General features: G+C 71.2%; 19 protein-coding genes. 9 read left to right on the top strand and 10 right to left on the bottom strand.

The annotated features are described in order from the left end of the window. Positions 1-143: 143 nt before the first annotated feature. The gene (locus tag ACWIHY_RS38140; RefSeq protein ID WP_454381238.1) at positions 144-1,409 is read right to left on the bottom strand and encodes a L,D-transpeptidase; all 1,266 of its coding nucleotides are present in this window, start codon (positions 1,407-1,409) and stop codon (positions 144-146) included. Positions 1,410-1,610: 201 nt separating this feature from the next. Then, on the bottom strand, positions 1,611-1,937 hold the full coding sequence (locus ACWIHY_RS38145; RefSeq protein ID WP_454381239.1) for a hypothetical protein: 327 nt from the start codon (positions 1,935-1,937) through the stop codon (positions 1,611-1,613). Positions 1,938-2,046: 109 nt separating this feature from the next. On the opposite strand from ACWIHY_RS38145, the gene ACWIHY_RS38150 reads away from it, so the two are divergent. Further along, positions 2,047-2,346, top strand: coding sequence for a hypothetical protein (locus ACWIHY_RS38150; RefSeq protein ID WP_454381241.1), 300 nt, complete (start codon positions 2,047-2,049; stop codon positions 2,344-2,346). Between the two features lie 26 nt (positions 2,347-2,372). On the opposite strand, the gene hutH is transcribed toward ACWIHY_RS38150, so the two are convergent. From hutH to ACWIHY_RS38175, 5 genes are all read right to left on the bottom strand, one after another. After that, complete coding sequence (gene hutH / locus ACWIHY_RS38155) at positions 2,373-3,917, bottom strand: histidine ammonia-lyase (RefSeq protein WP_454381242.1); 1,545 nt, start codon at positions 3,915-3,917, stop codon at positions 2,373-2,375. 133 nt (positions 3,918-4,050) lie between these two features. Beyond that, on the bottom strand, positions 4,051-5,193 hold the full coding sequence (locus tag ACWIHY_RS38160) for a diguanylate cyclase domain-containing protein (RefSeq protein ID WP_454381243.1): 1,143 nt from the start codon (positions 5,191-5,193) through the stop codon (positions 4,051-4,053). Positions 5,194-5,238: 45 nt separating this feature from the next. Then, positions 5,239-6,039: an enoyl-CoA hydratase/isomerase family protein gene (locus ACWIHY_RS38165; RefSeq protein WP_454381244.1), complete on the bottom strand. Its 801-nt coding sequence runs from the start codon at positions 6,037-6,039 to the stop codon at positions 5,239-5,241. Positions 6,040-6,080: 41 nt separating this feature from the next. Beyond that, positions 6,081-7,187: an adenylate/guanylate cyclase domain-containing protein gene (locus ACWIHY_RS38170; protein WP_454381258.1), complete on the bottom strand. Its 1,107-nt coding sequence runs from the start codon at positions 7,185-7,187 to the stop codon at positions 6,081-6,083. Positions 7,188-7,524: 337 nt separating this feature from the next. After that, positions 7,525-8,406 carry a biotin--[acetyl-CoA-carboxylase] ligase gene (locus ACWIHY_RS38175; protein WP_454381245.1) on the bottom strand — a complete coding sequence of 294 codons (882 nt, stop codon included), beginning with the start codon at positions 8,404-8,406 and terminating at the stop codon, positions 7,525-7,527. 105 nt (positions 8,407-8,511) lie between these two features. Between ACWIHY_RS38175 and ACWIHY_RS38180 the strand changes: the two genes are divergently transcribed. Both ACWIHY_RS38180 and ACWIHY_RS38185 read left to right on the top strand, forming a co-directional pair. Further along, positions 8,512-10,101 carry an acyl-CoA carboxylase subunit beta gene (locus tag ACWIHY_RS38180; protein WP_454381246.1) on the top strand — a complete coding sequence of 530 codons (1,590 nt, stop codon included), beginning with the start codon at positions 8,512-8,514 and terminating at the stop codon, positions 10,099-10,101. Between the two features lie 14 nt (positions 10,102-10,115). Beyond that, on the top strand, positions 10,116-10,322 hold the full coding sequence (locus ACWIHY_RS38185; protein WP_454381247.1) for an acyl-CoA carboxylase epsilon subunit: 207 nt from the start codon (positions 10,116-10,118) through the stop codon (positions 10,320-10,322). Positions 10,323-10,381: 59 nt separating this feature from the next. On the opposite strand, the gene ACWIHY_RS38190 is transcribed toward ACWIHY_RS38185, so the two are convergent. Further along, positions 10,382-11,635, bottom strand: coding sequence for an SGNH/GDSL hydrolase family protein (locus tag ACWIHY_RS38190; protein WP_454381248.1), 1,254 nt, complete (start codon positions 11,633-11,635; stop codon positions 10,382-10,384). 72 nt (positions 11,636-11,707) lie between these two features. Between ACWIHY_RS38190 and ACWIHY_RS38195 the strand changes: the two genes are divergently transcribed. The 3 genes from ACWIHY_RS38195 to ACWIHY_RS38205 all read left to right on the top strand — a co-directional run bounded on the left by ACWIHY_RS38195 (position 11,708) and on the right by ACWIHY_RS38205 (position 13,247). Continuing rightward, positions 11,708-12,340: a TetR/AcrR family transcriptional regulator gene (locus ACWIHY_RS38195; protein WP_454381250.1), complete on the top strand. Its 633-nt coding sequence runs from the start codon at positions 11,708-11,710 to the stop codon at positions 12,338-12,340. 71 nt (positions 12,341-12,411) lie between these two features. After that, positions 12,412-12,540, top strand: coding sequence for a morphogenic membrane protein MmpB (gene mmpB, locus ACWIHY_RS38200; protein WP_454381251.1), 129 nt, complete (start codon positions 12,412-12,414; stop codon positions 12,538-12,540). Between the two features lie 101 nt (positions 12,541-12,641). Then, positions 12,642-13,247, top strand: a complete 606-nt coding sequence (locus ACWIHY_RS38205; RefSeq protein ID WP_454381252.1) for a nucleoside triphosphate pyrophosphatase — start codon at positions 12,642-12,644, stop codon at positions 13,245-13,247. On the opposite strand, the gene pdxR is transcribed toward ACWIHY_RS38205, so the two are convergent. Then, on the bottom strand, positions 13,228-14,730 hold the full coding sequence (pdxR, locus tag ACWIHY_RS38210; protein WP_454381253.1) for a MocR-like pyridoxine biosynthesis transcription factor PdxR: 1,503 nt from the start codon (positions 14,728-14,730) through the stop codon (positions 13,228-13,230). The genes ACWIHY_RS38205 and pdxR overlap by 20 nt on opposite strands. 28 nt (positions 14,731-14,758) lie before the next feature. Between pdxR and ACWIHY_RS38215 the strand changes: the two genes are divergently transcribed. Both ACWIHY_RS38215 and ACWIHY_RS38220 read left to right on the top strand, forming a co-directional pair. Further along, positions 14,759-15,364: a LysE family translocator gene (locus ACWIHY_RS38215; RefSeq protein WP_454381254.1), complete on the top strand. Its 606-nt coding sequence runs from the start codon at positions 14,759-14,761 to the stop codon at positions 15,362-15,364. An 18-nt stretch (positions 15,365-15,382) separates the two neighbouring features. Beyond that, entirely contained in the window at positions 15,383-16,078 is a 696-nt protein-coding gene (locus ACWIHY_RS38220) for a B3/B4 domain-containing protein (RefSeq protein ID WP_454381255.1), read from the top strand. A gap of 17 nt (positions 16,079-16,095) precedes the next feature. On the opposite strand, the gene ACWIHY_RS38225 is transcribed toward ACWIHY_RS38220, so the two are convergent. Continuing rightward, entirely contained in the window at positions 16,096-16,575 is a 480-nt protein-coding gene (locus tag ACWIHY_RS38225) for a hypothetical protein (RefSeq protein WP_454381256.1), read from the bottom strand. A 354-nt stretch (positions 16,576-16,929) separates the two neighbouring features. On the opposite strand from ACWIHY_RS38225, the gene ACWIHY_RS38230 reads away from it, so the two are divergent. Next, positions 16,930-18,684 (top strand): acetyl/propionyl/methylcrotonyl-CoA carboxylase subunit alpha, encoded by a 1,755-nt coding sequence (locus tag ACWIHY_RS38230; RefSeq protein WP_454381257.1) that lies wholly within the window; start codon positions 16,930-16,932, stop codon positions 18,682-18,684. Positions 18,685-18,824: the final 140 nt, after the last annotated feature.

The raw sequence follows: 18,824 nt of genomic DNA on the forward strand, positions 1-18,824 counted from the left end.
TGTGGGGTGTTTTTTGGGGGGCGGTGTCCCGCCCCCCTGCCCGGGGGGCCCCGGGGGGGGGGGGGCCCCCCCCCCGGGGGGGGGCCCCCCCCCCGCCGCCGCACGTGCTGCGAAAACGCGGGGAGGGCGCTCTCAGGATCGGCTCAGGCCTCGGAGCCGGCCTTCCACTGCTCCCAGTCCATGTTCCAGCCGTTGAGGCCGTTGTCCGGCTTGATGGTCTTGTCCGGGGAGTTCTTGACGATGACCACGTCGCCGATGAGCGAGTTGTTGAAGAACCAGGCACCGGGCTGGTTCGGGTCGTTCGCACCCTTGGCGTCGTTCAGGCCCACGCAGCCGTGGCTGGTGTTGGCGCTGCCGAAGATCGAGTCGGCGCCCCAGTAGTTGCCGTGGATGAACGTGCCCGACGTGGACAGCCGCATGGCGTGCGGCACGTCCTTGATGTCGTACTCGCCCTTGCCGTCGTCGTCCGTAAAGCCGACCGTCGCACCGTTCATCCGGGTCTCCTTGAACTTCTCGGAGATCACCATCTGACCGTTGTACGTCGGGTTGTCCGGCGCGCCCGCGGAGATCGGGATGGTCTTGACCGTCTTGCCGTCCTGGGTGACCGTCATGGTCTTGGACTTGGCGTCGACGGTGCTGACCTGGTTGCGGCCCACCGTGAAGGTGACGGTCTTGTCCTGGACGCCGTAGATCCCGTCGGCGCCTTCGACGCCGTCGAGGGCCAGCTTCATGGTGACCGTGGAGTCGCCCTTCCAGTACTCCTGGGGGCGGAAGTCCAGACGCTGCGAGCTGAACCAGTGGCCGACGACTTCCTGGCCGCTGCTCGACGTGACCGTGATGCCCTCCTGGACGGCGGCCTTGTCGGTGATCGGCTTGTCGAAGTTGATCGATACCGGCATGCCCACGCCGACCTTGGAGCCGTCATCGGGCGTGAAGTTCCCGATGAAGCTGTTGGCGGGCGAGACGGTGGTGAAGGAGGCGTTCTCGTGGGCCTCGCGGCCCTCGGAGTCTGCTGCCGTCGCGGAGATCTTGTACGTCGTCGAACGCTCCAGCTGGGCGTCCGGCTTCCAGCTCTTGCCGTCGGCGGCGATCGTGCCCGCCACCTTCGCGCCGGCCGTTGAGGTCATGGTGACGTCGGTCAGCTTGCCCTCGCTGACGGTGACCTTGGTGCCGCGATTGATGCTGACGTTGTCGGCGCCGCCCTTGGGCGTGATCGCTATTCGGGCCTTGGAGGTGTCCTTGGCCGCCGCCTCGTCCACCTCGGCCTGCGACTTCTTGGAGCTCTGGGCGCTGCCGCCCTTGTCGCCGCCGTCGCTGCAGCCCGAAAGGACCAGAACGCCGCCGAGCAGTGCGGACGCGGCCATGAGACCCCTGCGCCGCTTGCTGTCCGTCATCACACGCTTCTCCATCGTTGCCGATTCCCCACAAAATCCCCGGGCAGGGCCGCTGGGCAGCATCACCCTGCCAATGTCCTAAACACCTGATTCGATTCGTCCGTTCCACATCTGGGGGGAATGTGGGGAACACCACTGATCACAGAGACCGACGCAGCCACGCCGCCGCCGGTTGCGGCGGCGGCGCGCTTTTGTTCACCGGGCTCACCGGAGAAGCTACGCGGGGCCCTCCTCGTCGTCCTCATCCAGGTCCCACTCCACGGCGTCGGGGTTGTAGTCGATCCGCTCACTGCTCCACGAGGCCTGCGCGAGCTCCACTCCGGGGACTTCGCTGATCAGATCGAACGGGTCCACAAGGTGCGCGAGGGCCTCCGCGACGTCTTCCCTGACGGCAGCCTCGGCATGCGTGCGTTCGACGTCCGCCGCGTGGGCGTCTTCCGTTACGTGGGCGAGAGCCGCGTCGGTGAGCGTTTCGGGGTCGGAAATTTCCAGTACCAATTCCACCTGGAGCCGGACAAAGCGTGACGTGTCAGATGCGTTCATGCCTCGGAGCGTAGGCCTCCGGGCTCTCGCGACTTTCCTGCGACCCGCTGCTTTCATTAGCATCGGCGTACACGGCCAATTCCCGGTTGCCTCAAGGGGGATCGATTACGTGTCCGCACGCCGACCGCTGCTGACCGCCACCGCCGCGGGCACACTGCTGTGTGCTCTGTGGTTCGTCCCGTCCGCCAACGCCACGGCGGAGAAGGAGGCGGAGCACCGGACCGAGTCGCAGCAGCAGTACCGGGCCCAGCCAACGGCCGCCGGGAGAAGCGCCGCGCGGGATCTCGCGCTCGCCGACACGGGCAGCGTGGACACCACCCCTTACCTGATCGGCGGCACGGCCTTTCTCGGCGTGGGCGCCGGTTTCCTGGCCTTCTCGATGCGAAGGGCCGCGCGCCAGGTGATCTGACGCACGGCCCTCGACCCCCACTTCTCTCAGGCGAGCGGCCCGGTCACGGGCTCGACGGCCTCGACGAGCCTGCCCGCCCGCACGAAGGCATCGGCGGCGGCGAGGTCGGGCGCGAGGAAGCGGTCCGGGCCGGGGCCCTCGACTCCCGCTTCCCGCACGGCCTTGATGACCGCCTGCGAGGCGGGCGCGGGCGTGAGCCCCTCGCGCAGCTCGATGCCGCGCGTGGCGGCGTACAGCTCGACGGCGACGATCCGGGTGAGGTTGTCGATCGTCGTACGCAGCTTGCGCGCCGCCGACCAGCCCATGGAGACGTGGTCCTCCTGCATGGCGGAGGACGGAATCGAGTCGACGGAGGCGGGCGACGCGAGCCGCTTCATCTCACTGACCAGGGCGGCCTGCGTGTACTGGGCGATCATCAGGCCCGAGTCGACGCCGGCGTCGTCGGCGAGGAAGGGCGGCAGCCCGTGCGACCGGTTCTTGTCCAGGAGCCGGTCGGTGCGGCGCTCGCAGATGGAACCGAGGTCGGCGGCGGCGATGGCGAGGAAGTCCAGTACGTAGGCGACGGGCGCCCCGTGGAAGTTGCCGTTGGACTCGACGCGGCCGTCGGGCAGGACGACGGGGTTGTCGACGGCGGAGGCCAGCTCCCGCTCGGCGACGGTGAGCGCGTACGCGATGGTGTCGCGCCCGGCGCCGGCGACCTGGGGGGCGCAGCGCACGGAGTAGGCGTCCTGGACGCGCGGAGCGTCGTCCTGATGGTGGCCGGTGAGCCCGGAACCGGCAAGCACGCGGAGCATGTTGTCGGCGGACTCGCCCTGGCCGGGGTGCGGGCGTATGGCGTGCAGCTCGGGCGCGAGGACCTTGTCGGTGCCGAGGAGGGCTTCGAGGCTGAGGGCGGCGGTGATGTCGGCGGAGGTGTAGAGCCGCTTGAGGTCGCCGATGGCCATGATCAGCATGCCGAGCATGCCGTCGGTGCCGTTGAGGAGGGCCAGGCCCTCCTTCTCGCGCAGCTCGACGGGGGCGATGCCGTGGGCGGCGAGGAGCTCGCCGGCGGGCCGGACGACTCCGTCGGGCCCTTCGGCGTCGCCTTCGCCCATCAGCGCGAGGGCGCAGTGGCTGAGGGGGGCGAGGTCGCCGGAGCAGCCGAGCGATCCGTACTCGTGGACGACGGGCGTGATCCCGGCGTTGAGCAGGTCCGCCATGGTCTGGGCGACGTACGGGCGTACGCCGGTGTGACCGGAGGCGACGGTCTTGAGCCGCAGGAACATCAGCGCGCGGACGACTTCGCGCTCGACGTGCGGGCCCATGCCGGCGGCGTGCGACCGGACGATGTTGCGCTGCAACTGGGCGCGCAGGTCCTGGCTGATGTGCCGGGAGGCGAGGGCGCCGAATCCGGTCGAGACGCCGTAGACGGGTTCGGGCTTGGCCGCGAGCGCGTCCACGATCTCGCGGGAGGCGGCGAGGGCGGCGAGGGCTTCCTGGGAGAGCTCGACCCTGGCGTTGTCCCGGGCGACGGCGATGACGTCCGCTGCGGTCGTCCCCGACGTCCCCAGCACGACTGTGTGCATATCCATATTCAGAACCCTACGGACTGAATCCCTCTCTGTCACTACCCGACGGACGGTTGACCCCTTACCGGGCGGCGGACGGCGCGGACCGTTTGCGAGCCCCCGGGGCCAGCACGCCCGCGCCGCACCCCGGCGCCACTCACCCCGGCTCCCGCCCCCGGAACCGCCGCCGGTCGTGCGGCGCCGGCGGGACCGCGTCCGCGAGCCGGACCACAGCTCCGTCACGCCCCGCCACCACCGGCAGCGCGGAGCGCGCGGCCTTCGCCCGGTACTGCGCCGCGTCCGCGAGCCGGAAGAGACGGCGGGCGGTACGTACCGGCCCGATCGGATCACCGGTCGAAGCCACCCCGCACGCGACCCCCTCCCCGAGGTCCATCTCCCCGGCCCGTACGCACAGATCCTCCGCCACCTTCACCACCGCGTCCGAGGACGGCCCGACCGCGAGCAGGCAGAACTCGTCGCCCCCGAGCCGCGCCGCCAGCGCTCCCGGCAGCATGGCCCCGCACACGGAAAGGACCGAGCCGAAACGCTCCAGCAACCGGTCGCCCACCGCGTGGCCGAGCGAGTCGTTGACCCGCTTCAGGCCGTTCAGGTCACAGACGACCAGACTGACGACCACCCCGGAAGCGCGGTGCCGCTCCACTGCCTCGTCCAGCCCCATGTCGACCGCCCGCCGGTTCGCCAGCCCCGTCAGCGGGTCCGTGAACGCGAGCTTGCGGACCTCCTCCAGCAGCTCGGTCTGGGCGATACCGGCCGCCACCACCGACGCGAGCACCGTCGCGAAGTCCGCGTCGGACCGGCCGAAGACCGGCGCCCCGGCCGGCCGCGCCACATACAGCTCACCCCACGCCTGGCCCCGCAGCACGATGGGCGCGACCACGCACGACCCGCGCCCGCGCCGCCGCAGCGCCGCCACCCGCTGGTGGCAGTACCCGGCGGCGTCGGAAGCACCGGCGGCCGCCTCCGCCGTCTCGACCCAGGCGTTGGGCTCGCCCCCGCCCGCCCACTTCTCGTGCAGGAACTCCGCGATCTCGGGAAACTGGTGTACGGGATAGGTCTCGCCCTCGGGGAACTCGTCCTCCCCCGCCGCCCGCACCCCCGCGTTCACGAGCACCCGCAGCTGCCCCAGCTCGCGCTCCCACACGGACACCGCCGCGAAGCTGCCCCCCAGAGCCTCCTTCGCCCCCAGCGCGGCCGCCCGCCACGACTCGCGCGGGGTGTGCGCCGCCGCCATCGCCTGCGCCAGCGTCACGACGGCCCGTAGCCGCACATCCTCACCCATCACCCCAGCTTAAGGAGTTTGTAGAGTTTTGTAGCGATTTGGTCTTTACTCGCCCGGCCACTGGGGTGCGCGCTTCTCGTTGAACGCCGCCACACCCTCCGCCCGGTCGCCCGAGAAGGCCACCGAGCGCCACGCCGCGTCCTCGACCTCGAGCCCGGCCCGCAGGTCCAGCCCGTGCCCGAGCCGCATCGCCCGCTTCGCCGCCCGCAGGCCCACCGGCGAGTTCCCGGCGATCCGCGCCGCCAGCGCCAGCGCCTCCTCCCGGTCCCGGCCCGCGTCCACCAGCTGGTCCACCAGGCCGAGCGAGGCCGCCTCCGCCGCCTCCACCCGCCGCGCCGTGAACACGAGCTCCGCCGCCCGCGCCGCCCCGACCCGCCGGGGCAGCAGCTGCGTACCGCCGCCGCCGGGAATGACGCCCACCGACACCTCGGGCAGCCCGACCACCGCCGTACGGTCGGCCACGATCAGGTCGCAGGCCAACGCCAGTTCGAAACCGCCGCCCAGCGCGAAGCCGTGCACCGCGGCGATCGTCGGCATCGGAAGCTCCAGTACGCCGGTGTACGCGCCCCGGGCGACCGGCCGCTGACGCACGAGCTCCGCGTCCGTGAAGGAGTTCCGCTCCTTGAGGTCGGCGCCGACGCAGAACGCCCGCTCGTGGCTGGAGGTCACCACCGTCACGCGCACCTGCGGGTCCGCGCCCAGCGCGTCGCACGCCGCCGCGATGGAACGGGCCATGTCGGTGGACACGGCGTTCATCGCCTTGGGCCGGTCGAGCAGCAGTTCGGCGACGTGCCCGTGCCGCCGCACGCCGACGAACTCCCCGAAGCGTTCCTGTTCCGCACTCATGCCGCACACCCTCCCGGTTAACGATCGTTACCGGGAGGATCCTAGGTGGCGCGCCTGGTCAGAAGCCATGGTTCGACGGTGCCGAGCCCGCGCACCGGCCGCTGCCACATCGGCTGGAGCGCGAAACGGTACGAGGGCGGGGCGACGCCCTCCTTCTCCGCCTTCTCCGCCTCGGCCGCCGCCTCCGCCTCGGACACCGGCGCGTCGCCGGTCCGCGACAGCTCCTCGGCGAACGCTCCGTCCACGAGGAGGGCGTCCTTGGGCGCTATCGAGGTGAGCCGGCTGGCGAGGTTCACGGTCGTACCGAAGACATCGCCCATGCGCGTGGTGACCGTGCCGAAGGCGATGCCGACGCGCAGGGCCGGCATCGTCGGGTTGGCCGCCATCGTCTCGATGAGCCGCAGCGCGATCTCCGCCGCCGTGCCGGCGTCGTCCGCCGCGTACAGGACTTCGTCGCCGAGCGTCTTGATGAGCCGGCCGCCGTGCGCCGCGACGAGGTCGGCGCAGGTCGTCTCGAACGCCTCGACCAGCTCGCCCAGCTCCTCCTCCTCCAGGCGCCGCGTCAGCCGCGTGAAGCCGACGAGGTCCGCGAAGCCGACCGCGAGCCGCCGGTCGACCATTTCCTCGTCGTCGGCGGCCTGGACGACCCGGCCGGTCGCGGCGGCGAGCTGACGCCGCCAGACGTACCGGAGGAACTCCTCCAGCTCGGGGAGGAGCAGCTCGACCAGCGGATACGTGACTTCGGTACGGGTCATGCCGGGCTCGGGCGGCTCGGTCAGACCTTCCAGGAAAGAATCGATCTGCCATTCCGCCAGCCGGGCGGTGGTCTGCCCGGTGGACCGGGCGACCTGGACCGCCATCGGCTCGCTGAGCAGCCCCGCCTCGACGAGACCCGCGAGCCGCCGCAGGGCCAGGACGTCCGCCTCGGTCAGGGCCTTGGCCTGCCCGATGTCGGCGAAGCCCATGGCCCGCCAGAAGCGTGAGGCGAGGTCCATGGAGACGCCTGCGGTACGGGCGGCCTGAAAGGGGGTGTAGCGGCGCTCGGCGCCGAGGATCAGCTGCTCGAGACGGATGGCGAGCGGATCGTCGGTCGGCTCGGCGGTGTGGTCGACGGCGTGGTGCGGGGTGGGGTACGGCGAAGGCTCCACGGCCGCGGGCACCCCGCTCTCGCTCCCGTCCGCGCGGACGATCCCCTGGCCGGGGCCGGTCCCGGCCCCGTGGTGGTCTTCCCCGGTGGCGGGCGTGTCCGCGCCGGACGGGTATGCCGCACCCACAGAGGACTCCTCACCCGCGCCGGAACCGGTCGGCGCGGCCGCACCCGGCCCCGGCCCCGAGTCCCGGCGCGCACCAGCAGAGGACCCCGCGTCGTCGACGGTCACCTACCGCCTCCTGCCCGTTCCCTGCGCACTGCCCTGTGTCCTGCCGATCGTCTGTCCCGCCGATCCGTCGCGGATCGCCTCAACGATACGGCAGGTGTGCCCTAGCTCACTCCCCCGTCCCGCGCGTCTCCTCTGTACTCGTCCCCGGCCTGAGGTGTACGACGTCACCTGCTCCCACCGGCTGCTGGACCCCTTCGGCCGTCGCCAGGACCAGCCGCCCATGGCCGTCGATCGCCACCGCCTCGCCGGTCACCGACCGTCCGCCGGGCAGTTCGGCCCGTACCGTACGGCCGAGCGTGGCACAGCCCGCGGCGTACGCCTCCTGGAGGCGGCAGGCCGCCGGATCACCGTCGGCGGCCCGCCACTCGCCGTACCACTGATCGAGCGAACGCAGCACCGACCGCAGCAGCGTGTCCCGGTCCGTCGAGACGGCGCCCGCCAGCGCCAGTGACCCGGCGCCGGGGATCGGCAGTTCCTTCTCGGTGAGGGTGACGTTGATGCCGATGCCGACGACGACACCGTCCGCAGCTCGCTCCGCGAGGATGCCGCCGGTCTTGCGCTCCTCGCCGCCGACGGTGACCAGGAGGTCGTTGGGCCACTTGAGCGCCGTGTCGACGCCGGCGGACCGGGACAGCGCGGTCGCCACCGAGACGCCGGCGAGCAGCGGCAGCCAGCCCCACTTCTCGACGGGGACCCCGGTGGGCTTCAGCAGTACGGAGAAGAAGAGCCCGGAGCGTGCGGGCGCCGACCAGCGCCGGTCGAGGCGCCCGCGGCCCTCGGTCTGTTCCTCGGCGACGAGCACCGCGCCTTCGGGCAGGTCTTCCGCCCGCCCGGCCAGTTCGGTATTGGTGGATCCGATGGAGGGCACGACGTCCAGGGACGTCCACAGCCCGCCCTCCCGCACCAGCGCGCGGCGCAGCGCCGTGGCACTGAGCGGCGGGCGGTCGAGGTCGGACCAACGGTGGTCTGAAGCATCGGGAGGCGTCATGCAACCCAGCGTAGGTGTGGCAAACGACGCACTGCCGAGCGGCACACGCGCCGCTACGCTACGTGCCAGTAGCCGTCCGCTGACCAGGCAGGGAGCCGCATCCCGATGTCCGAGCCCGAGACAGACATCCACACCACCGCGGGCAAGATCGCGGATTTGCAGCGACGTATCGACGAGGCCACGCACGCGGGCTCCGCGCGCGCGGTCGAAAAGCAGCACGCGAAGGGCAAGCTGACGGCCCGTGAGCGGATCGAACTGCTCATGGACGAGGGGTCGTTCGTCGAGCTCGACGAGTTCGCCCGGCACCGCTCGACGAACTTCGGCATCGAGAAGAACCGCCCGTACGGCGACGGCGTGGTGACCGGCTACGGCACGGTCGACGGCCGCCCGGTCTGCGTCTATTCGCAGGACTTCACCATCTTCGGCGGGTCGCTCGGCGAGGTCTACGGCGAGAAGATCGTCAAGGTCATGGACTTCGCGCTCAAGACCGGCTGTCCGGTCGTGGGCATCAACGACGGCGGTGGCGCGCGCATCCAGGAGGGTGTCGTCGCGCTCGGCCTGTTCGCCGAGATCTTCCGCCGCAACGTCCACGCGTCGGGCGTCGTACCGCAGATCTCGCTGATCGTCGGCCCGTGCGCGGGCGGCGCGGTCTACTCGCCCGCGATCACCGACTTCACGGTGATGGTCGACCAGACCTCGCACATGTTCATCACCGGCCCCGACGTCATCAAGACGGTCACCGGCGAGGACGTCGGCTTCGAGGAGCTCGGCGGCGCGCGTACGCACAACACCACCTCGGGTGTGGCGCACCACATGGCGGGTGACGAGAAGGACGCGATCGACTACGTCAAGTCGCTGCTCTCGTACCTCCCTTCGAACAACCTCAGCGAGCCGCCGGCCTTCCCCGAGGACGCGGACCTGGAGACGTCCGACGAGGACCGCGAGCTGGACACGCTCATCCCGGACAGCGCGAACCAGCCGTACGACATGCACACGGCGATCGAGCACGTGCTGGACGACGGCGAGTTCCTGGAGACGCAGGCGCTCTTCGCGCCGAACATCCTCACCGGCTTCGGGCGCGTCGAGGGCCGCCCGGTGGGCATCGTCGCCAACCAGCCGATGCAGTTCGCGGGCTGCCTGGACATCAACGCCTCCGAGAAGGCCGCGCGGTTCGTCCGCACGTGTGACGCCTTCAACGTGCCGGTGCTGACATTCGTGGACGTGCCGGGCTTCCTGCCGGGCGTGGACCAGGAGTACGGCGGCATCATCCGGCGCGGCGCCAAGCTGATCTACGCGTACGCCGAGGCGACGGTCCCGCTCATCACCGTCATCACGCGCAAGGCCTTCGGCGGCGCGTACGACGTCATGGGCTCCAAGCACCTGGGCGCCGACCTGAACCTGGCGTGGCCGACCGCGCAGATCGCGGTGATGGGCGCGCAGGGCGCGGTCAACATCCTGCACCGCCGTACGATCGCGGCATCCGTCGACGAGGCTGCCGCCGAGGCGATCCGGGCGGAGCTGATCGCCGACTACGAGGACACGCTGCTGAATCCTTACGTCGCCGCCGAGCGCGGTTACGTCGACGCGGTGATCATGCCGTCGGAGACGCGCCGCCACATCGTGCGCGGGCTGCGCCAGCTGCGTACCAAGCGGGAATCCCTCCCCCCGAAGAAGCACGGCAACATCCCGCTCTAGGAAGGGCCGCGACGATGATCAAGGTCATACGGGGCAACCCGACCCCCGAGGAGCTGGCCGCCGCCCTCGCGGTGGTCCAGGCCCGCGCCGCGGCGGCGGCCGGCTCGCCGTCCGGCGCGGAGGAACCGCCGACCGCCTGGTCGGACCCGGCCAGGGTGGCGCGGCACCGGCTGCCGCAGCCGGGACCGACGGCCTGGGGCCGGACGTACTGGCCCGGCTAGAGGACGACAGACATGAAGGCCGGACCCGCTCGGCGGGTCCGGCCTTCGTCGCTGTCCGCTCACAGGACCTCGGCGACGGTCTTCGCCATCAGCCGGTAGCCCGCGTCGTTGGGGTGCAGCGCGTCCCCGTAGTCGTACGCCGGGTTGAGGCGGTCGGCGTCGGCCGGGTCGGCGAGCGCCTTGTCGAAGTCGGCGTACGCGTCGAACTCGCCCGACGTGCGGATCCAGTGGTTGACCTCGTCACTGACGCGCGCCGCGTGCTTGCCCCAGTGGTCGGAGCCCTTGAGCGGCAGGAGGGTGGAGCCGACGATCCGCAGGCCCTTGGCGTGGGCGGCGCGGATCAGCTTGCGGTAGCCGGCGACGAGTTCGGCGGAGGAGACGACGGGGGACGGCTTGTAGGTCGGCTGGTTCTTCGCCTCGCTGAAGCCGATGTCGTTGAGTCCTTCGAGTACGACGACGGTGGAGACGCCGGACTGGTCGAGGGCGTCGCGGCCGAAGCGTGCGGTGGCGCGTTCGCCGTACCAGGCGGAGTCGTTGAGGACGAGGTTGCCGCCGATGCCCTGGTTGGCGACGGGGCGGCCGGTGCGCTCGGCGAGGGCGTCGGAGTAGCGGCGGTCGGTGTTCGGGGTGGAGCCGAAGCTGTCGGTGATGGAGTCGCCGAAGAGGACGATCCCGTCCTTCCTGCCGGGCCGGGCTCCACCGACCTCGACACCGGAGAGGTAGTACCAGGACTGGGTGGAGTCGGTGAAGGCCGCGCCGGACGCGTCCGCGCGGTGGTCGCCCTCGGCGCGGTAGGTGTCGGCCCAGGCCTGGGAGTGGAAGGTGGCGGGCCCGGTGGTGCCGGCCAGGTAGAGGGTGACGGTGACGGACTCCAGCCGGTCAAGGGACAGCGGGGCGGCGTCGCTGCGCAGCTCGCCGCGGGCGGGGATATCGACGGACCGCTTGCCGGCGAAGGTGAGGTGGCGGACGCTGTCGGGCTCGACGGCGGCGCCCTTCTCCTTCGCCGTACGGGCGATCGTGGCGCCCGTGATGCCGAGCGGCGAGGTCCCGTACGTGTTGGAGAGGCGGATACGGACCCGCTCGCCGGCGCCGGTGACGCGGACGACCTGGCGGACGGTCTGGCGCGAGAAGCCCTCCTGGGACCAGTTGGGGGTGAAACCGGTGCTCGCCAGCTGTGGCGAGGCGCCCCAGGCGGCGGTCCAGCGGCCGGCGGGCTGCGCGGAGGACGACGGCTGCGCCGCGCCGAGCAGTCCGAGAGCGAGCGCGGAAGCGACGACGGGGGCGGCGATGCGGCGGACGAGCTTGACGGTCATGACACAGCCCTTTCCCTAATGGGAAGCAAGTTCCGTTAAGATGTGAGGACCGTACCAGACTCGGAGCGTCTAATGGAACAGAATTCCCGTTTGGAAGCCGCCCCGCTCACGCCGGGGACCGTGCGCCCCGGCGGGCGGACCGCCAAGGTTCGCGCCGCCGTGCTCGAAGCGACCCAGGAGGCGCTCGTGGAGGGGGGCTTCCACGGGCTGAACCTGGACCGGGTCGCGGTGCGGGCGGGCGTCGGCAAGACGACGGTCTACCGCCGCTGGGGCTCGGCGGCCGGCCTCGTGGCCGACCTGCTGCGCGACATGGCCGAGCAGTCGGTTCCCGCCGCGGACACCGGCTCGCTGGAGGAGGATCTGCTGGCCAACGCCCGTCTCGTCCACCGGAGCCTCACCGACCCGCGCATGGGTCCGGTCTTCCAGGCGGTCATCGCGGCGGCGGCCTGCGACGAGGAGTGCGCGTCCGCGCTGAACGGCTTCTACGCGACGCGCATCCGTGCGTGGGCGCCGTGCGTGGAGCGGGCGGCGGGCCGGGGGGAGGTCCCGGCCGGGACGGACCCGGGCGAGGTGGTCCGGGCGGTGTCCGCGCCGCTGTACTACCGCTTCGCGGTGAGCCGGGAACCGCTGGGCGAGGCGGACGCCGTGCGGGCGGCTTCGGTGGCGGTGACGGCGGCGAAGGCCGGATCGTTCACCGGAAATTAGTCCATTGGTACTGGCCCGCCTGAGTACAGGTACTCAGGCGCAGGAGCCGCGTCGGCCGCAGGATCGAAGGCATGCTGTGGTCCGACCCGGAGAACAAGCCTCCGAAAGAGCTGCGCGAGATGCAGGCGATGCTCCGGCGCGCGGGCGTGCTGCTCGCGCTGGCGATGGTGCTGGCGATGTTCGTACTGGGCGTGCACTGACCCCCACCGGCCGTCGCGGCGTACGGGATGCCCGCCGACCGCTGCTGGGGACCGCCCGGCAGGAGGAGGGTCCGCCCCCTGCGCCTCGTACGATGAACCGCATGACTGATCCGCGCCGCCGCCTCGTCCTCGCCTCCGCCTCCCCCGCCCGCCTCGCGCTCCTCCGCCAGGCCGGGCTCGCTCCGGAGGTGGTCGTCAGTGGCGTCGACGAGGACGCGATCACCGCGCCCACACCGGGCGAGCTGGCACTCGTACTCGCGGAGGCCAAGGCGGCGTCCGTGGCCGCCCGCCCCGAGGCCGCCGACGCCCTGGTCATCGGCTGCGACTCCGTACTCGAACTCGACGGCGCGGCGCTCGGCAAGCCCGCCGACGCCGAGGACGCCACCGCCCGTTGGAAGTCCATGCGGGGCCGCTCCGGCATCCTGCAGACCGGCCACTGCGTGATCGACACCGCCACCGGCCGCCGCGCCTGCGCCACCGCGTCCACGACGGTTCGCTTCGGCGAGCCGACCGACGCCGAGATCTCCGCGTACGTCGCGACCGGTGAACCCCTCCACGTCGCCGGCGCCTTCACCCTCGACGGCCGCTCGGCCCCGTTCATCGACGGCATCGACGGCGACCCCGGCAACGTCATCGGACTCTCGCTGCCGCTGCTGCGCCGGCTCCTCGCCGACCTCGGTACGCCGATCACCGCCCTCTGGGCATGACCGCGCCCAGGGTCGCGATCCCCTCGCCGATCCCTCCCGGCGCGGTCGCGGCGTAACCGAGCACCAGGCCGGGGCGGCCCGGTCGCTGCCGGTGCCACGACAGCGGCTGGACTTTCACACCGCGCGCGAGTGCCGCCGCCGCCAGGCCGGTGTCGTCGAACCGTGCGCCATCGAAGGTGATCATCAGGTGCAGGCCCGCCGCCGCGCCGTGCACCACCGCCCCCGGCAGATGCTCCCCGATCGCCGCGATCATCGCGTCGCGGCGCCGCCGGTGCCGTCGGCGCAGAAGGCGCAGGTGGCGTTCCATCTCGCCCGACTCCATCAGCCGGGCCAGCACCAGTTGCGGCAGCACCGCGTTGCCGAGATCGGCGAACCGCTTGGCGTCCACCAACGCGTCCCGGTACTTCGGCGGGGCCAGCATCCAGCCCACCCGCAGCGCGGGCGCGAGCAGCTTGGACACGCTCCCGGCGTAGCAGACGTGCTCGGCGAGCACCGACCGCAGCGCGGGCACCGGCGGCCGGTCGTAGCGGTGCTCGGCGTCGTAGTCGTCCTCGACGATCAGCCCGCCCTCCCCGGCCCACCGCATCAGCTCCCGGCGTCGTACGCCGCCGAGCACCACCCCGGTCGGGAACTGATGCGCCGGGGTGAGCAGAACCGCCCTCGCGCCGGTGTCCCGCAGTTCGCCGACCCGTATCCCCTCCGCGTCCACCGCGACCGGCGGCGTCTCCAACCGCCGGTTGTTCAGGTGCTGCCGGGCCCCGAGCGACCCCGGGTCCTCCACCGCCATCGCGCGGATCCCGTCGTCCCGGAGCACCTGCGCCAACAGCCCGAGCCCCTGGGCGGTGCCCGACGTGATCAGGACCTCACCCGCGTCGGCCCTGATCCCCCGGTTCCGCGCCAGCCAGTTCGCCACCGCGACACGCAACTCCCGTGCGCCGCGCGGGTCTCCGTACCCGAGGTCGGACGCCGACAGATCTTTGAGTACGGCGCGTTCCGCGCGCAGCCACGCCGCTCGCGGGAACGCGGCGAGATCGGGCACACCGGGCGACAGGTCGATGCGGGCCCGCGCAGCGCGCAGCGCGTCGAAGACGTCCGCCCCCGGCGGCGTTACGGCGAACACCGCTCCTGCGGACGAACCCGTCGCGGGGCCGGCGGGAGCAGGCGCGGGAGCAGGCGCGAGCGGCGCCGCCACGACCACCGTCCCCGCTCTGCCCCGCCCCGCGACGTGCCCGTCCTCCGTGAGCCGCCGGTACGCCTCCGTCACCACCCCGCGTGAGACCCGCAGTTCGCCCGCGAGCACCCGCGTGGCCGGCAGGCGGCTCCCGACCGGGAGGCTGCCGTCCGATATCGCCGCCCTGAGCCTGCGTGCCAGCCAGTCCGACAGCCCGCCGGCCGGCGCTTCGTCCGGGTCCAGCTGGAGGAAGTCCGACCCGGGAGAGGCTGTTGTGGACCGGTCGGAGGCGTCGTCAATGGACCTGTTCATCAGGCCATTGTGTCGTCAGGGTGAGGGCATGAACACCGAGTTCCTCTTGACGTCTCTGATTGTTGTCGCCACTCCGGGAACCGGCGTGCTTTACACCGTGGCGGCCGGTCTTTCCCGCGGCGCCCGCGCGAGTGCCGTCGCCGCGGCCGGATGCACGCTCGGCATCATTCCGCACATGGTGGCGGCGATCACGGGCCTCGCGGCACTCCTCCATACCAGCGCGACGGCATTCCAGATCCTCAAGTACCTGGGCGTCGCCTATCTCCTCTACATGGCGTGGAGCACGCTCCGCGACAAGAACGCCCTCACGGCACAGAAGGACACCCGACCCCGGTCGGCGACGAAAGTCATCACCTCCGGCATCCTCATCAATATCCTCAACCCGAAACTCACGGTCTTCTTCTTCGCTTTCCTGCCCCAGTTCGTGAGTGCGGGCGAGCCGAACGCCCTCTTGCGCATGGCCGAGTTGAGCGCCGTATTCATGCTGCTCACGTTCCTGGTCTTCGCCGCCTACGGAAGGTTCGCCGCCGCGATGCGGCATCACGTCCTCTCGCGCCCCCGTGTCCTGACCGGGATGCGCAGGGTCTTCGCGGGCGCGTTCGCCGCGCTCGGCGCCCGGCTCGCGTTCCTCTGACCAACGAAAGCAGACTCCATGCACTTCCAGCACGCGAACGAGATCTGGCGCGACTTCCCCGAACTCGTGCCCGGTGTGATCCGCGCCGACGGAATCACCGAGGACGCACCCGTCGACCGTACGCTCGCCACCTATCACGCGCTGGCGGAGTCGCGGCTCGCACTCGGCACCGAAGGAGAGCTGCCCGAGATCCAGGCATGGCGGCGCGCCTTCTCCGTAATGGGCCACAGGCCGACCCAGTACCGCTGTGCCTCCGAATCCCTCCTGCGGCGCTTCAGGAAAGAGAATTCGCTGCCCCGGATTCATCCGCTGATCGACGTCTGCAATGCCGTATCGCTCGCGTTCGCGATTCCGGTCGGCGTATTCGACGTTTCCGAGATCTCCGGGAACCTTGAGGTCCGTTACGCCACCGGTGACGAGAAGTACGTGACGTTCTCCGGCGGGACGGAGAATCCCGGCCCCGGTGAAGTGATCTTCGCGGACGACGCCGGACAGGCGCACTCCCGGCGATGGACCAACCGGCAGAGCGGCGCCTCCGCCGTCCGCGGCGCGACGAGCAGCGTCCTGATCATCGCCGAGGCGATGCACGAGTCCGCTCCCGCGGACATGCACCGCCTCACCGCCGCGCTCGCCGAAGAGCTGAGCGCCCTGTGGTCCGTGAACCCGGCCTCCTGCGCGGTGATGAGCCAGGACTCGCCGCGGTTCCCGTTCTGAGCCGCCCGCCCGACGCGTCAGGCCGGCGCCGGAGTCCCGTTCTCCGGCGGACCGGCCGGCGGGGCGTCCACGGGCTCGGGCGGGCTTCCCGGCTCGTCCCGCTGCCCGTAGGCGATGACCGACAGCACGATCAGGCCGAACGCGGCCATCAGCACCGCGAACGCGGCCCAGCCCACCAGCCCGACGCACAGCGCCCCGAGCACCCCGTGCACCACAGCGCACGCGATCAGCAGGATCCGGCCGAGGCGACCCGGCGCACGGTCCGACAAGGCGGCCCGCAGCAGCAGGACGCCGCACGCCACCAGGTAGAGGCCGAAGCCGCCGCCCATCACGAACGTCGACGTGGACATCACGTCCGGGTCCAGGCCGGCGAGGGACATCGACTGGCTGTTGACGACCTTGCCGAGGATCCAGTGGATGAACACGATCCCCACGGCTTCGACGAACAGCACAGCCGCGGCAGCGGCAGCTATCGGTCTGCGCGCCACGGCGCCCACCCTCTTCCGGCTGTTACCCCTAGTACGTACGCGACGGCCCAAACGCTACTAACGGGTAATCCTCCGTACAAGGGGTCGGACAGCGCCGGTCGCAGGGCAAAGAATCATTCGGGCGTTCGTAGGGACTCGACAAAGAATGGTGGCGCGCCGCTGACCGCTCAGACAGAGACCTGCGCCACACCTGAGGGCTACTGTGCGGTGAAGGATCCCGTCGTACCGTGGTGCGACAAGGGAATTCGCGACTCGAGCGAGCCTCGAATCACGCTCCGTGTGGGCAAGCTCACTATTGGGGATGGGTCGTAGGGCCGTGTCGGCAGTCCCTAAACTCAGCTTGTTTCAAGGAGGGAGCCAATCGTGCGCAAGGTGCTCATCGCCAACCGAGGCGAAATCGCTGTCCGCGTTGCTCGGGCCTGCCGGGATGCCGGAATCGCGAGCGTAGCCGTCTACGCCGATCCGGACCGGGACGCTCTGCACGTCCGCGCGGCCGACGAGGCGTTCGCTCTGGGCGGTGAGACCCCGGCCGCCAGCTATCTGGACATGGCCAAGGTTCTCCAGGCCGCCAAGGATTCGGGGGCTGATGCGGTTCACCCCGGTTACGGCTTCCTGTCCGAGAACGCCGAGTTCGCCCAGGCCGTACTCGACGCGGGCCTGACCTGGATCGGCCCGCCGCCGCAGGCCATCCGTGACCTGGGCGACAAGGTGGCGGCCCGGCACATCGCGCAGCGCGCGGGTGCCCCGCTCGTCGCCGGTACGCCGGACCCGGTCTCGGGCGCCGACGAGGTCGTCGCGTTCGCCGAGCAGAACGGTCTGCCGATCGCCATCAAGGCGGCATTCGGCGGCGGCGGCCGCGGCCTGAAGGTCGCCCGCACTCTCGAAGAGGTCCCGGAGCTGTACGACTCCGCCGTGCGCGAGGCCGTCGCGGCCTTCGGGCGCGGCGAGTGCTTCGTCGAGCGCTACCTCGACAAGCCGCGCCACGTCGAGACGCAGTGCCTGGCCGACAGCCACGGCAACGTCGTCGTCGTGTCGACCCGTGACTGCTCGCTCCAGCGCCGCCACCAGAAGCTGGTGGAGGAGGCCCCGGCGCCGTTCCTGACCGACGCCCAGAACGCCGAGCTGTACCGCGCCTCCAAGGCCATCCTCAAGGAGGCCGGTTACATCGGCGCCGGCACCGTCGAGTTCCTCGTCGGCGTAGACGGCACGATCTCCTTCCTGGAGGTCAACACCCGCCTCCAGGTCGAGCACCCGGTCTCCGAAGAGGTCACCGGCATCGACCTGGTCCGCGAGATGTTCCGGATCGCCGACGGTGAGGCGCTCGGTTACGACGACCCCGCCGTGCGCGGACACTCCATCGAGTTCCGCATCAACGGCGAGGACCCGGGCCGCGGCTTCCTGCCGGCCCCCGGCACGGTGACCGCGTTCGCGCCGCCGTCCGGCCCCGGTGTCCGCCTGGACGCGGGTGTCGAGACGGGTTCGGTCATCGGCCCGGCGTGGGACTCCCTGCTCGCCAAGCTGATCGTGACGGGCGCCACGCGTGAGCAGGCGCTGCAGCGTGCGGCGCGTGCGCTCGCCGAGTTCAACGTCGAGGGCATGGCCACGGCCATCCCGTTCCACCGCGCGGTCGTCGCGGACCCGGCGTTCACCTCCGACCCGTTCACGGTCCACACCCGGTGGATCGAGACCGAGTTCGTCAACGAGATCCCGGCGTTCACCGTGCCGGGTGCCGACGTTGACGAGGACGAGTCCGGTCGCGAGACCATCGTCGTCGAGGTCGGTGGCAAGCGCCTGGAGGTGTCGCTGCCTTCCTCACTGGGCATGACCCTGGCCCGCACCGGCCTGGCCGCCGGCGCCAAGCCGAAGCGCCGGGCGGCGAAGAAGTCCGGCCCCGCCGCCTCCGGCGACACCCTCGCCTCGCCCATGCAGGGCACGATCGTCAAGATCGCTGTCGAGGAGGGCCAGGAGGTCAAGGAGGGCGACCTCGTCGTCGTACTCGAGGCCATGAAGATGGAGCAGCCGCTGAACGCGCACCGCTCCGGCACCGTCAAGGGTCTGGCCGCCGAGGTCGGCGCGTCCGTCACCTCCGGCGCCACCATCTGCGAGATCAAGGACTGACGTCCGGCGCAGAGAGCTGTACCCGAGCTGAGGGCCCCGCCGAAATCGGACGCTGTTGGTTAATTCGGCCCTTCGCGTGACGTCGGCCTTCAGGACCCGGTTGTGGTCTTGAAGGCCGACGTTGTTGTTTGGGGTGGGTG

It is taken from the genome of Streptomyces sp. NPDC055287 (assembly GCF_053646035.1).